This window comes from Bradyrhizobium huanghuaihaiense (assembly GCF_025200885.1).
Classification (GTDB): Bacteria; Pseudomonadota; Alphaproteobacteria; order Rhizobiales; family Xanthobacteraceae; genus Bradyrhizobium; species Bradyrhizobium huanghuaihaiense.
The window spans coordinates 6,151,401-6,164,902 of the sequence record NZ_CP104172.1 but is presented as its reverse complement, the minus strand read 5'-3'; the positions used below and the strand labels follow the sequence as shown (position 1 = coordinate 6,164,902).

At 66.7% G+C, this 13,502-nt stretch carries 10 protein-coding genes; 9 read left to right on the top strand and 1 reads right to left on the bottom strand.

Annotated elements, in window-relative coordinates; all coding sequences use genetic code 11:
- Positions 1-7 precede the first annotated feature (7 nt).
- The 8 genes from N2603_RS29210 to N2603_RS29175 all read left to right on the top strand — a co-directional run bounded on the left by N2603_RS29210 (position 8) and on the right by N2603_RS29175 (position 11,311).
- Positions 8-937, top strand: coding sequence for a dihydrodipicolinate synthase family protein (locus N2603_RS29210; protein WP_260384850.1), 930 nt, complete (start codon positions 8-10; stop codon positions 935-937).
- A 102-nt stretch (positions 938-1,039) separates the two neighbouring features.
- The gene (pdxR, locus tag N2603_RS29205; RefSeq protein ID WP_260424285.1) at positions 1,040-2,587 is read left to right on the top strand and encodes a MocR-like pyridoxine biosynthesis transcription factor PdxR; all 1,548 of its coding nucleotides are present in this window, start codon (positions 1,040-1,042) and stop codon (positions 2,585-2,587) included.
- Between the two features lie 426 nt (positions 2,588-3,013).
- Positions 3,014-5,023, top strand: coding sequence for a hydantoinase/oxoprolinase family protein (locus tag N2603_RS29200; RefSeq protein ID WP_260384849.1), 2,010 nt, complete (start codon positions 3,014-3,016; stop codon positions 5,021-5,023).
- Positions 5,020-6,600, top strand: a complete 1,581-nt coding sequence (locus N2603_RS29195; RefSeq protein ID WP_260384848.1) for a hydantoinase B/oxoprolinase family protein — start codon at positions 5,020-5,022, stop codon at positions 6,598-6,600. The genes N2603_RS29200 and N2603_RS29195 overlap by 4 nt, the downstream gene beginning before the upstream one ends.
- Before the next feature lie 11 nt (positions 6,601-6,611).
- Positions 6,612-7,907 carry an aminotransferase class III-fold pyridoxal phosphate-dependent enzyme gene (locus N2603_RS29190; protein ID WP_260384847.1) on the top strand — a complete coding sequence of 432 codons (1,296 nt, stop codon included), beginning with the start codon at positions 6,612-6,614 and terminating at the stop codon, positions 7,905-7,907.
- On the top strand, positions 7,904-9,586 hold the full coding sequence (locus tag N2603_RS29185; protein WP_260384846.1) for a long-chain-fatty-acid--CoA ligase: 1,683 nt from the start codon (positions 7,904-7,906) through the stop codon (positions 9,584-9,586). The genes N2603_RS29190 and N2603_RS29185 overlap by 4 nt, the downstream gene beginning before the upstream one ends.
- 127 nt (positions 9,587-9,713) lie before the next feature.
- The gene (locus N2603_RS29180; protein WP_260384845.1) at positions 9,714-10,646 is read left to right on the top strand and encodes an N-carbamoyl-D-amino-acid hydrolase; all 933 of its coding nucleotides are present in this window, start codon (positions 9,714-9,716) and stop codon (positions 10,644-10,646) included.
- Between the two features lie 5 nt (positions 10,647-10,651).
- Positions 10,652-11,311: a flavin reductase family protein gene (locus tag N2603_RS29175; protein ID WP_260384844.1), complete on the top strand. Its 660-nt coding sequence runs from the start codon at positions 10,652-10,654 to the stop codon at positions 11,309-11,311.
- On the opposite strand, the gene N2603_RS29170 is transcribed toward N2603_RS29175, so the two are convergent.
- Entirely contained in the window at positions 11,308-11,970 is a 663-nt protein-coding gene (locus N2603_RS29170; protein ID WP_260384843.1) for an aspartate/glutamate racemase family protein, read from the bottom strand. The two genes, N2603_RS29175 and N2603_RS29170, sit on opposite strands and share 4 nt — an antisense overlap.
- A 56-nt stretch (positions 11,971-12,026) precedes the next feature.
- On the opposite strand from N2603_RS29170, the gene hydA reads away from it, so the two are divergent.
- Positions 12,027-13,496, top strand: a complete 1,470-nt coding sequence (gene hydA / locus N2603_RS29165; RefSeq protein WP_260384842.1) for a dihydropyrimidinase — start codon at positions 12,027-12,029, stop codon at positions 13,494-13,496.
- Positions 13,497-13,502: the final 6 nt, after the last annotated feature.

Sequence of the window (13,502 nt, the reverse complement as noted above, 5' to 3'; positions counted from 1 at the left end):
GGCGGCGATGCGGACATTCAGCGACCGCCTGCGCGGCATTCACGCCGCCACCATCGTGCCGATGACGGCCGATTTCGAGATCGACGAGGCGCAGCTCGCAAGCCATCTCACCTCGGTTTCGTCCGCACCCGGCATCAATGGGCTCCTCGTCAACGGTCACGCCGGCGAGAATTTTGTGCTGTCCCTTGCCGAGAAGCAGCGCGTGGTGGAGCTGGCACGTCGGCACGCGCCGAAGGACTGCCTGATCGTCTCCGGCGTCAATCATGAATCGAGCCTGGAGGCCGCGCGCGAGGCGACCGCGCTGGAACAGACCGGCGCGGACGGGCTGCTCGTGTTTCCGCCCAACAGCTGGGCGCTCGGCCACGCCGATGACTGCGTGATCGAGCATCACCGCCGCATCCGCGACGCGACGGCCGTGCCACTGATGCTCTATGCCGCGCCCGTCGGCGCGGGAGCCATGGCTTATGCGCCACCGCTGCTGACGCGGCTCATTGCCGATCCTCGCTTCGTTGCGATCAAGGAAGGTAGCTGGGAGGTTGCGACGTACGAGCAGAACCTGCGGCTGATCCGCAAGCTGCGGCCGGAGTTCGCCGTGCTCGGCTCCGGCGACGAGCATCTGCTGACGAGCTATCTCGTCGGCTCGGCCGGCAGCCAGGTCAGCCTCGCCTGCGTCGTTCCGGAGCTCGTGGTCAGCCTCTGGACTGCCGCCGAAGCTGGTGATTGGGAGCGGGCGCGCGCCGCGCATGAGAAGCTCTATCCGCTGGCAGTCGCGATCTATCGCGATGCGCCGGGAGGGCGCGCGACCGTGCGGCTCAAGGCCTGCCTGAAACTGCTCGGGCGCCTCTCATGCGACGCGGCGCGGCCGCCGCAGCCGCCAGCGACACGCGATGAGTTGCAGGCGCTCGAGCAGGCACTGCGCATCGCCGGACAGCGTTAACGTCGCCGGCTCCCGCCGAGGCTGGACCCGAATCCGTATCTGGCCCATCCTGAGGGAACGCCGGCGGCGATCGCCGGCCGTTGCAACAGCCGCCTCCACGTGATGGACAGGGATCGTCACCCGAGCAAGCGCGTCTCCCTTGCGGGAATGCATATCGACCGGACGTCGGCCGTACCGCTGCATTTGCAGATCGCGGCTCACATCCGGGATTGCATTCTGCGCGGCGTCTTTTCGGCGGGAACGCAATTCCTGGGCTCGCGCGAGATCGCGCGGGAATTGGGCTGCTCGCGCACGGTGGTGCTGACGGCGTGGGATCTGCTTTACGCGGAGGGCTATCTGGAATCGACGCCACGCGGCAGGGTCATGGTGGCGTCCGTCGCAACGTCGCATGCCGATGCGCCGTCGGTTGCGCCGCCCGGGGCTGCGCCTGCCCACACGTCGAAGCGCTGGCAATCACTGCTTGGCCTGGATTACGAGACCAATTGGCCGTCCGTGTTCGCACCCGGCGCGCCCGACATCTCGACGTTTCCCTTCAAGGAATGGTCGCGCCTGCTGCGCCAGACCTGGCAGAATCCGAGGGAGCAGGAGTGCCTCGATCTTCCGCCCGAAGGCCATCCGCGGCTGCGGAGCGAGATCGCGAACTTCCTCGGCTCGGTGCGCGGGCTCGTCTGCTCGCCGGAAGAAGTCGTGATCACGTCGGGCACGTCGGGCGCGCTGGATTTTTGCAGCCGGATGATCCTCGATCCCGGCGATGAAGTCTGGGTCGAGGAGCCCGGCTTCGTCGAGGCCCGCTGGGCGCTGACGGCGGCCGGGGCCAAGCTCGTTCCCATTCCCGTCGATGACAAGGGCCTCGTCGTCTCGGAAGGAATCCGGCGCGCGCCGGGCGCGCGACTGATCGTGGTCACGCCGTCGCATCAATATCCGCTCGGCGTCAGCATGGGCCTGGAGCGGCGCCTCGAGCTGCTCGACTGGGCCAACAGGAACGACGTCTGGGTGATCGAGGACGACTACAATTCGGAGTTCAGGCACCAGGACAGCATGATCGCCTCCTTGCGTTCGCTCGATCGCGAGGGACGGGTGATCTATTTCGGCACCTTCTCGAAGATCATGATGCCGAACCTGCGGCTCGGCTACATCGTCGCCAACAGGCATTTCATCGCAGGATTTTCGAAAGGGCGTGCGCGGATCGACGTGCACACCTCCGGCATCGGACAGCTCGCGCTCGCCGAGTTCATGCGGGAGGGGCATTTGCTGCGGCATCTGCGTGGGATGCGGCGGGTCTATGCGAGCAGGCGAAAGGCGCTGATCGAGGCGATTGCAGCGCGGATGCCGGATGACCTCGTCGTCTCCGCGGCGGTGACGGGATTGCATCTGGTGGCGGAGTTCACCGACGCGATGCGGGCGCGGATGAGCGACCGCGAGGCGGCCGCAAGCCTGAAGCAGGCCGGCATCCACGTGCAGCCTTTGTCGCAGAACTTTCTGGAGCAACCGACGCGACAGGGCCTGGTGTTCGGCTATGGGCGGCTGCGCGTCGAGGATGCCTCGCCGCTGCTTGCGAGAATCGCGGCTTGCATCGGCAGCGGCTCCCGCAATGCACCATCCGAGGCGGCGATATCCTCTCGTACTGTTCGTACAATAAAGAGAGGCTGAGCCGACCGCCATGCATAGCTCATAGGCAACCGGACATCCGGCGGTGCCGATCGGTCGCCTGCAAATTAGACAGGCGATTTGGCTTGGGCGGATTGCAGTGCAACGAACATCGCGATTTGCGCGGAGAAATCCGTGGTGCGCTGCACTTTTTCCGCGAGGGATGGTCCGCGCTCGCGTGCCGTCAGCGCGGGCAGCGCTGCACCAAAACGTGCAGCAGGTGGCGCGGCGCGCGGCCCACGTCGCGCACTGGTCTAGCGGTTTGCGGCAACTCTGGCCCTAGCCTGCACCCATCGCTCTGTCGCACGCTCGCTCATGGTGGCATGACAGGGGATGCATGATGAGCGCTCTCGGTTTGGCATTGGACGTTGGGATGAACGGGAAGGACCTGGCGTCCGGTCCGGGCGTCATCCGTAGCTGACTGTGCAGATGAGCTCCTCCGACAATCACTGGGAGGTCGGCACCGATATCGGTGGCACCTTCACCGACATCATCGCGATCCGGCGCGACTCTGCCGAGGCGCGGATCGCGAAGGTACCCTCGCGCCCCGACGCTCCGGTCCAGGCGATGCTGGAGGCGATCGAGGCGGTGGGCCTGCGCAAGAGCGAGGTCAAGCGCTTCGTCCACGGCACCACGCGCGTCACCAACGCCATCGTCGAGGGCCGGTTGCCGAAGGTGGCGCTGGTGGCGACCGAGGGCTTTGCCGATGTGCTGGAGATCGCGCGCTATCGCCGCCGCGATCTCTATCGGCTCGATATTCCCCCGAAATCACCGCCTTTGGTGCCGCCTGAACGATGCTTTGGGCTCGCCGAGCGCCTCGATCACGAGGGCCGTGTGCTGAAGGCGCTGGATGAAGCGGAGATCGAGCGTCTGGTGGCGTGGCTGAAACAGACCGGCGTGCAGAGCGTCGCCGTCGCCTTGCTTCACGCCTACGCCAATCCCATTCACGAAAAGATGCTTGGCGAGCGGCTGAGGGATGTCGTGGCCCATGTGTCGCTCTCGCACGAGGTCAACCCCGAGGCGCGCGAATACGAGCGGACCTCGGCGACCGTGTTCAACGCGGCCGCGATGCCGATCGCGGTGGAATATCTCAGCGAGCTGGAGCAGCGGCTGCCGATCGGCCCCGGTCTGCAGGTGTTTCACTCCGCCGGCGCCATGATCCCGATTTCCGCGGTGAAGCGGCGGCCGCTGGTGATGGCGATGTCGGGGCCGGCCGCCGGCGTCTCGGCGTCCGTCAGCATCGCGCGCCAGCTCGGCACCTCGCGCATGCTGACCTTCGACATGGGCGGCACCACGACCGACGTGTGCCTGATCGTCGACGGCCAGGCCGAGATGACCGATGGCCGCATGCTCGGCGACAAGCCGCTGCGCCAGCCGATGCTCGCGGTTCATTCCATCGGCGCGGGCGGCGGATCGATCGTGCGCAACGGTCCGGGTGGCCTCACGGTCGGGCCGGAGAGCGCTGGCTCCGAACCGGGCCCGGCCTGCTACAGCCGCGGCGGCCTTGAGCCGACCATCACCGATGCCAATGCCGTGCTCGGCTATCTCAATCCCGAGACCAAGCTCGGTGACCGCATCGGGATCGATATCGAAGGCGCCAAGCGCGTCATCGAGCCGATCGCGCGCGCCCTCGGACTCAGCCTGACGGAAACAGCGCTCGGCATCATCAAGGTCGCCAACGCCACCATGGCCCGTGCGCTCCGCCGCGTCACGGTCGAACGTGGCATCGACGGACGCGACTGCACGCTGCTCGCCTTCGGTGGTGGCGGCCCGATGCATGCCGCGGGCCTTGCCGATCTCTACGGGATTGCACAGGTGGTTGTCCCGAGCGCGTCGAGTGCGTTCTCCGCGCTGGGCTGTCTCACCGCCGATTTAAGCTTCCTCCAGCAGCAGACGCTGCGCGCCGCCCTCGACGGCATCGATCTCGCGCGCGTGTCGGAGCGGATCGATACGCTGATTGTCGATGCTTCGGCGCCGCTGATCGCCAATGGCGTTGCGAAGGCGGAGATCCAGGTCGAGCTGGTGGCCTTGATGCGCTACGCCGCGCAGAACGACGCCATCCCGGTGCCGTTCACGCTGCCGCTCGACGTCGCCAAGCTGAAGACGGATTTTCTGACGCGGCATCAGGAGCTGTTCGGCTATGCGACCGGCGAGCCCTGCGTCATCGAATCCGTACGGGTGCAGGCCCGCCGCCCCTCGACGACCGTCGTCAGTCGGCCGGCGACAACGGCGAGGGCGGTGTCGTCAGGTAAGCGGACCTGCTCGTTCGATGGCTTCCACGACATCGCAACTGCAATCGTCGACCGCGCTGCGCTGACCGACATCGTCAGCGGCCCGGCCATCATCGAAGATGCGTGGTCCACGGTGGTCGTGCCCCCGGGCTGGCAGGCGAAGCCTGACGTCGCGGGCAATCTCTTCCTGACGCGGAGGGCGGCATGAAGCTCGATCCGTTCGTCGTCGAGGTCATCCGGCACGGGCTGTCCGCCGCGGCCGAGGAGATGAGCCTGGTGATGACGCGCTCGGCGCGCTCGCCGCTGCTGCGCGAGGCCGGTGACCTCTCGTCCGCGATCACGGACGGCCACGGCGGCCTGGTCGGGCAGGGCCGCGACATTCCGATCCATCTCGGCGCGATGGCCTACACCATCCCCGAATTGCTGAAGGTGATGCCGCGCGACGGCCTGAACGACGGCGATGTCGTGATCTACAATGTCGGCGCGCTCGGCGGCAACCATCTGAACGACGTCAAGGTCGTGCGTCCCGTCTTCGTCGAGGGCGAGATCGTCGCCTTCGCGGTCAGCCTCGCGCACTGGCCCGACATCGGCGGCACCTGGCCGGGCAGCTATTTCGCCAAGGCCATCGACACCTTCCAGGAGGCGATGCGGATTCCGCCGGTGCTGATTGCGACGGCGGCCGGCGTCAACACGCCGATCGTACAGCTGCTCAAGGCCAATGTCCGCGACCCTGAGTCCTGCGAGGGCGATCTTTCGGCGCAGATCGCTGCGACCAAGGCCGGCGAGAAGCGCATCGTCGAGCTCTGCCGCGAGCACGGCAAGGCCGTCTTCATGGCGACGCAGTCGCGCCTGCACGATCTCTCCGAAATCGAGATGCGGGAAGCGCTCCGCGCGCTGCCTGATGGTGTCTACGAGGGTGAGGACTATCTCGACGACGGCAGCGCGAACAACGCGCCCGCGCGCATCCACGTCAAGATCACCATCCGCGGCGACGAGGCGACCTTCGATCTCTCCGGAAGCTGCGACCGCGTCTCGAATTTCTGCAACACGACGCCGTTCATGGCGCGCTCGGCTGTGGCCTATGCCGCGCGCATCATGAGCGGGCGCGACATGAACCAGAACGCGGGCGCGCTGCGGCCTCTGACCATCATCACGCGCCCGGGCTCGATCCTGGAGCCCGGCTGGACCGCATCCGTTGCCGCCGGCAACCACGAGACGTCGATGCGCATTGTGGACGCGATTTTTCGCGCGATGCAGGACACCATTCCCGAGCGGCTGTCCGCGGGCGGCGCGACCACTGCCGGGGTTCTGTTCTTTGCTGAGCCGCGGCCGAACGGTTCCTGGAAGATGCTCTACGAGGTTCATGGCGGCGGCGAAGGTGCGCGTCACGATCGCGCCGGCACCTCCGCGACACGCGTGCATCTCTCCAACACCTCGAACACGCCGGTCGAGGTGATCGAGGCCAACTATGCGATCCGGCTCGAGCAGCAGGCCATTCGGCGGCAATCCGGTGGCGCCGGGGCGCATCGCGGCGGTGACGGCTCCGTCCGCACCTATCGCATCCTCGCGCCCTCGATGCACCTGACCACCTGCATCGAACGCATGGTGATGGCGCCCTGGGGCATGCAGGGCGGCTATCCCGGCAAGGCCTGCCGCATCTCGCTGGTCAGGCAGGGCACGAACGTCGCCATCGACGGCAAGTCGAACCTGGTGTTGCAGCAAGACGATCTCGTCACGATCGAGATGTGCGGCGGCGGCGGCTACGGCGCCGCGGCTGCCAGTTGAGGGGACCTGCGATGAGCAGATTGTTGCGAACCGGACTGAATGCGGGCGAGGCCGCGCCGATGGCCGTGGTCGGCGGCGAGGGCGTCTACTTCCACCTGTCCGATGGCCGCAAGCTGATCGACGGCAGCAACACCGGCGGCGGCCTCGGGCATCGTCACCCTGCGATGGTGGAGGCGATCCGCCGTGCGGCCGATACGCCTGTCGTCAACGAGGGCTGGACCTGGGTCGGCCGCGAGCAGGCCGCCGACGACCTGATGGCCACGGCGTTCAAAGGCGAAGAGGATTGGGTCGGCGCGGTGCGCTTCTGCATCAGCGGCAGCGAGGCCAACGACATGGCGCTGTCGCTCTGCCAGGCGCTGACGCAGCGTTCCGCGCTGGCGACGCGCGAGCGCGCCTATCACGGCATCACCGGGCTGTCGCGCAGCATGACGGTGCAGCCGCAATGGCACGGCGGTCTCGCGGTCCACTCCGGCGGCTCGAAGCTGCCGGCGCCGATGGCGCCGGTGCGGATCCTGCCGGCGCCGGATGGCGCGATCTATGGCGGACCGGTCACCAATACGCCGCCCAGCGAATATCTTGCGGACGCCACGCGCCTGCTCTCGGACACGGCGGCGACCATCATCGACTACACGCAAGGCGGCATCTATTACGACGGCGCCTATCAGGACGAGGTCGCACGCTGCGCGCGGCAGGCCGGCTCGTACTGGATCGCCGACGAGGTCGTCACCGGCGCAGGCCGTGCGGGCCGGTGGTTCGCCTTCCAGGGCGCGCAGAGCCGGCCCGACATCGTGACTCTCGGCAAGTCGCTCGGCGGTGGCGCGGCGGCGGTGGCAGCGGTCGTGGTGTCCAGAGAGATCGTCGAGCGGCTCAGGGGCACGAGCTGGCAGAACTACGGCACGCTGCGCGGTCATCCCATCAGCATGGCCGCCGTCAGCGCCTATCTGAAGGTCGTCACTGACGAGAAGATTCTGGAGCACGTGCAGAATCTGGAGAAGCTGTTCACCCGCCGTCTGCTTGCGATCGCGCAGAAGCATCCGAGCGTGCAGCGCGTGGCGGGGCAGGGGCTGCACTGGACGGTGGAACTGCACGGTCCGGATTGGCGCACCTGGCATGCCGACACGACCGAGGTGCCGATCGCCTCGCGCGTCGCGGAGCGCGCGCTGGAGGCCGGCGCGGTGATCGGGACCAGCGGCGAGCAGACTTCGCTGTTCCTGGCGCCGCCGCTCGTGATCTCCGAGCGCGAGGCTGCGCTCCTTCTCGACGCACTCGACCACGGCCTCGATATTGCCGACAAGGAGCACGGGTGACCGCGGGCCACGCAGCACGTCGTGGCTCGCCGGCCTGGCCGGCGGATGAGCCCTGGCATCTCGCGATGCCGGAGGGAACGTTGTACGACGCGCTGGTGCGGGCCGCGAATGATCGGCCGCCGCATCCGGCCACGGTGTTTTACGGCGCGAGCCTGGGCTACGCCGAGCTGCGCGGACGGGTCGATGCGATGGCCGGCTTCCTGCAGGGCGTCTGCGGCATCAAGCGCGGCGACCGCGTGATGATCGCGCTGCAGAACTCGCCGCAATATGTCATCGCCTACTACGCGGTGATGCGGGCGGACGCCGTGATCGTGCCCGTCAATCCCATGAACAAGACCGCCGAGATCGCGTATCTCGCCGCCGACAGCGGCGCCAGGGTTGCGATCATCGGCAGCGAGCTCAGCGATGTGTTTGCGCCGCTGGTGGGCGAGGCCATCGCTCACGCGATCGTCGCGCAATATCGCGACGAGGTGCCTGGCGCGACGCCTTACACGCTGCCATCCTGCGTGACCGAAGCGCCGTCGGAGGTGCCATCGTCGCCGGGCTGGCATTCCTGGTCGCCGGCAATCGCGCAAGGCTTGCAGCCGGGTGCGATGGAGGCCGGGCCGGACGATCTCATGATCCTGCCCTATACGTCCGGGACCACGGGGAAGCCCAAGGCCTGCATGCACACCCATCGCAGCGCGCTGTTCACCTCCGTGTTGCAGGCGCGCTGGTACGGGCTCGACGGCAGCGACGTGATGACCGGCTTCATGCCGCTGTTCCATGTCGCGGGCATGCAGGGCTCGATGAATGCCGCCATCGTCAGCGGCGCAACGCTGCTGCTGATGGCGCGCTGGGACAAGGACCTGCTGCCCGATCTGTTCGAGACCTATGGCGTGACGTTCTGGAACGCGGCGCCGACCATGATCGTGGATGTGCTCGCCAGCGCCCGGTTCCGCGATCGGTGCCTTGCAAAACTCAAGGTGCTGACCGGCGGCGGTGCGGCGATGCCGACCGCAATTGCTGAGCGGCTCAAGGGGCGCTTCGGCCTCGATTTCGTCGAGGGCTACGGCATGACCGAGACGATGTCGCCGACACATCTCAATCCGATGGCTGCGCCGAAGCGGCAGTGCCTCGGCATCGCCGTGCAGGAGACCGATGCGCGGGTGGTCGATCCCGAGAGCCTGATCGAGCTTGACGACAATGTCGTCGGCGAGATCGTCGTGCATGGGCCGCAGGTGCTGCAGGGCTACTGGAACAGACCGCAGGCGGATGCCGAAGCCTTCATCGAACGCGACGGCAAGCGGTTCCTGCGCACGGGCGATCTCGGTTATCGCGATGCCGAAGGCTATTTCTTTGCCGTCGACCGTCTGAAGCGGATGATCAATGTCAGCGGCTTCAAGGTGTGGCCGGCCGAGGTCGAGGCGGCGATGTACCAGAACCGGGCGATCCGAGAATGCTGCATCATTTCAGCGCCGGATGATTACCGCGGCGAGACCGTCAAGGCGCTTGTCGTGCTCGATGACGCCGCGCGCGCGACGATTTCGGCGGACGACATCGTCGGTTGGGCGCGCGGCGCGATGGCGAGCTACAAGGCGCCGCGCGCCGTGGTCTTCGTCGACGCCTTGCCGCGTACCGCGAGCAACAAGATCAACTGGCGGCTCTTGCAGGACGCCGAATGGGGGCGGACGGCATGAAAACTGCTAGGCTGGAAAAACGGCGCGAGGCTGCGATATGCTGCGTGCGCCGACACGCCCCTGAAGCTGCGATCGCCAGCCTCGCCAAGAAATTTGCCAAGAAACTCAAGAAATCAGGAACTCGCTGATGCGCATCGTCAATGTCGCCGCCGCCCAGATGGGCCCGATCCAGAAAGCCGACAGCCGCGAGGCCGTGGTCAAGCGCATGATCGCGCTGATGGACGAGGCCAAGAGCAAGGGCGCCGATCTGATCGTCTATCCCGAGCTGGCGCTGACGACGTTCTTCCCGCGCTGGTACGTCGAGGACCGCGCCGAGTTCGACATCTGGTTCGAGCGCGAGATGCCGAACGCGGCGACCAGGCCGCTGTTCGAGCGCGCGGCGCAGCACGGGATGGCGATGAATTTCGGCTATGCGGAGTTGACGCCTGACGGCCACCACTTCAACACCGCGATCCTGACCGACAAGTCCGGCAAGATCGTCGGCAAATACCGCAAGGTGCATCTGCCCGGCCATGTGGACTACGACACCAAGCGCTCGCACCAGCATCTCGAGAAGCGCTACTTCGAGCCGGGCGATCTCGGCTTCAACGTCTGGCGCGAGCTCGGCGGCATCATCGGCATGGCGATCTGCAACGATCGCCGCTGGCCCGAGACCTATCGCGTCATGGGCCTGCAGGGCGTCGAGATGGTTCTGATCGGCTATAACACGCCGTCCGTGAATGCCGAGAAGAGCGAGGAGGGCGTCGAGAAGCGCCTGTTCCATAACCGCCTCTCGGTGCAGGCCGGCGCCTATCAGAACGCGACCTGGGTGGTCGCGGTCGCCAAGGCCGGCAATGAGGACGGCCACCCGCTGTTCGGCGGCAGCCTGATCGTCGATCCCAATGGCGAGATCGTCGCGGAAGCCAAGACTGATGACGACGAGGTTCTGGTTCACGCCTGCGACCTCGATGCCACGACCTTCGGCAAGACCACGATTTTCGATTTCGCCCGGCATCGTCGCATCGAGCATTACGGCCTGATCACCAGCCAGACCGGCGCGGTGCCGCCGCCGGAGAAGTGACGCCGATGGGGGACAAAGGCATATCACTGCGTGAACTCGATCCGCGCGATCGCTACAAGCTGCTCTGCGGCGTGGTGGTGCCGCGGCCGATCGCGCTGGTGACGACGCTGGACGAGAACGGCGCGGTGAATGCCGCGCCGTTCAGCTTCTTCAACGTGTTCTCCGAAAACCCCGCGCTGATCGTGCTCGGGCTTCAGCACAAGCCGGATCACTCGCCGAAGGACACCACCCGCAACATCCACCGCGACGGCGAGTTCGTGGTGCACATGGTGGACGAGGCGCTGTCGGTGGCGATGAACGACTGCGCTGTCGATTTCCCCTCCGGGGACAGCGAGGTCGCCGCGACGGGCCTGGCGACGCTTCCCTCGGTCGACGTGAAAGTGCCGCGCCTCGCCGCTGCGCCCTTCGCACTGGAATGCCGGCGCCATGTCGTGCTGAACTTCTCGCCGGACCGCGAGCTCCTGGTCGGCGAAGTGCTCAGGGTGCATGCCCGCGAGGGCCTCGTCGACGCCGCCAACATGTACGTCGATCTCGACGCTTACAAGCCGATCGGCCGCATGTTCGGCAATCTCTACACCACGCAGCGGGATACGTTCGCTTTGACGCGCGAGAGCCATGCGCAATGGCTCGCGCGTCAGGAAACCAAAGAGCTGAAGGACGCCTAGTGAGCCGAGAACTGCACCGTACCCAGCGCCATGGTGACGGCCGCCTGTGTCGGGTCGATCACGGGAATGCACAGCGCGTCCTCCAGCGGGCGGCGGTGGCGCGCCATGCCGGCGCAGCCCATCACGATGGCGCGGGCGCCGTCCTCGTCGCGCAGCGCGCGGCCGATCTCGATCATTTTGGCGAGCGTGCCTTCGCCCGAGGCGGTTTCGGCGACGCTCATGTTCAGCGGCCGCTCGCCGGCGAGGCGATCGGTCAATCCCATCTGCCTGAGATAGCGCATGTGACGCGGGATCGAGCGTTGGGCAATCGCGATCACGCCGAAGGTCTCCGCACGGGACAGCGCCGTCAGCACGCCGCACTCGGCAATGCCGAACACCGGCCGGTCGGTGCCTTCACGGCAGACCTGCAGCCCGGGATCGCTGTAGCAGGCGATCACGAAGGCGGCCGAGCTGCTGTCGCTTTCGACGAGCTTTCGCAGCGGCATCGCAACGCTGTCGACGTCGGCCTGGCTTTCGATGCCGAACGGACCCTCGGCCAGCGTCCGGCAGACCACTTCCGGCCCGCCCTCGAAATCGAGCGGCTTCAGCGCGTCCTCCAGCCCTTGCGTGACCTTGCTGTTGGAGTTCGGGTTGATGACGAGAATGCGCGGCCGGGACATCATGCTCTTCCTGCGAAATTACGAGTACGTGCCTTGAGCCTATCACGGAGTGCCTCATGACTGAACCCGCTTACGACCTGATCATCCGCGGTGGCCGCGTCGCCACCACCACCGACGTCTTCGAGGCCGACGTCGCCATAACAGGCGAGACCATCGCGGCCATCGGCCGCGGGCTTCCCGTGGCGAAGCGCGAGATCGATGCGCGCGGCAAGCTGGTGCTGCCCGGCGGCGTCGACAGCCACGCCCATATCGAGCAGCTGTCGGCTGCCGGCATCATGAACGCCGATACTTTCGAGAGCGCGACGGTCTCCGCCGCGTTCGGCGGCACCACCACGGTGATCCCGTTCGCCGCCCAGCATGTCGGCATGAAGCTGCCGCAGGTGGTGGAAGACTACCACGCGCTCGCCAAGAAGGGCGCGGTGATCGACTACGCCTTTCACATGATCATTGCTGACGCGACCAAGGAGACGGTCGAGGAGCACATCCCGGCGCTGGTGAAGCAGGGCCATGCGTCGATCAAGATCTTCATGACCTATGACCGCCTCAAGGTCGACGACGAGCCGCTGCTCGACATCCTGCTTGCCGCGCGCCAGTCCGGCGCGATGCTGTGCGCCCATGCCGAGAACCACGGCATCATCGCCTGGATGGTGAAGCGGCTGCTCGCGCGCGGCTACACGATGCCGAAATACCATGCCGTCAGCCACGCCCGTGTCTCGGAGGCGGAGGCCTTCACCCGGTTGATCGGCATGGCGGCGCTGATCGACCAGCCGATCATGATCTTCCATGTCTCGACCGCCGAAGGCGCCAAGGTGATCCGCGACTCGCGCGGGCAGGGGCTCAAGGTCTTCGCCGAGACCTGTCCGCAATATCTGTTCCTCACGGCCAGCGATCTCGACAAGCCTGGCGCCGAAGGCGCCAAGTGGATGTGCAGCCCGCCGCCGCGCACGCATGCCGACCAGGAGGCGCTGTGGCAGGCGCTGTCGCTCGGCGATCTCCAGACCATCTCGTCGGATCACGCCCCGTATCGCTATGACGAGACCGGCAAGCTGCGCGCCGGCCCGAACCCGAACTTCAAGCAGGTCGCCAACGGCCTGCCGGGGCTGGAGCTGCGGCTGCCGCTGCTGTTCGACGCGATGGTGTCGAAGGGGCGGCTTGGCCTCGAAAAATTCGTCGAGCTCACCGCGACGGCGCCCGCAAAGATCTACAATCTGCATCCGCGCAAGGGCTCGATCGCGGTCGGGGCCGATGCCGACATCGCGATCTGGGATCCCAACCGCGAGACCGTGATCGCCGACGAGATGATGCACGATCTCGCCGGCTACACGCCGTTCGCGGGCCGCAAGCTCAAGGGCTGGCCGGTGTCGGTGCTCTCGCGCGGCCGCGTGGTTATCGAAGGCAACAAGTGTCTCGCCAGCGCCGGCAGCGGAAAATTCCTGGCGCGCAGCGGCGGCGAGGCGGCAAGGCCCACCGGCCGGCTCGTGGCCGACATGGATCCGGAGCGGAATTTCGGGGCAAAACTGCTGTGATGGTGG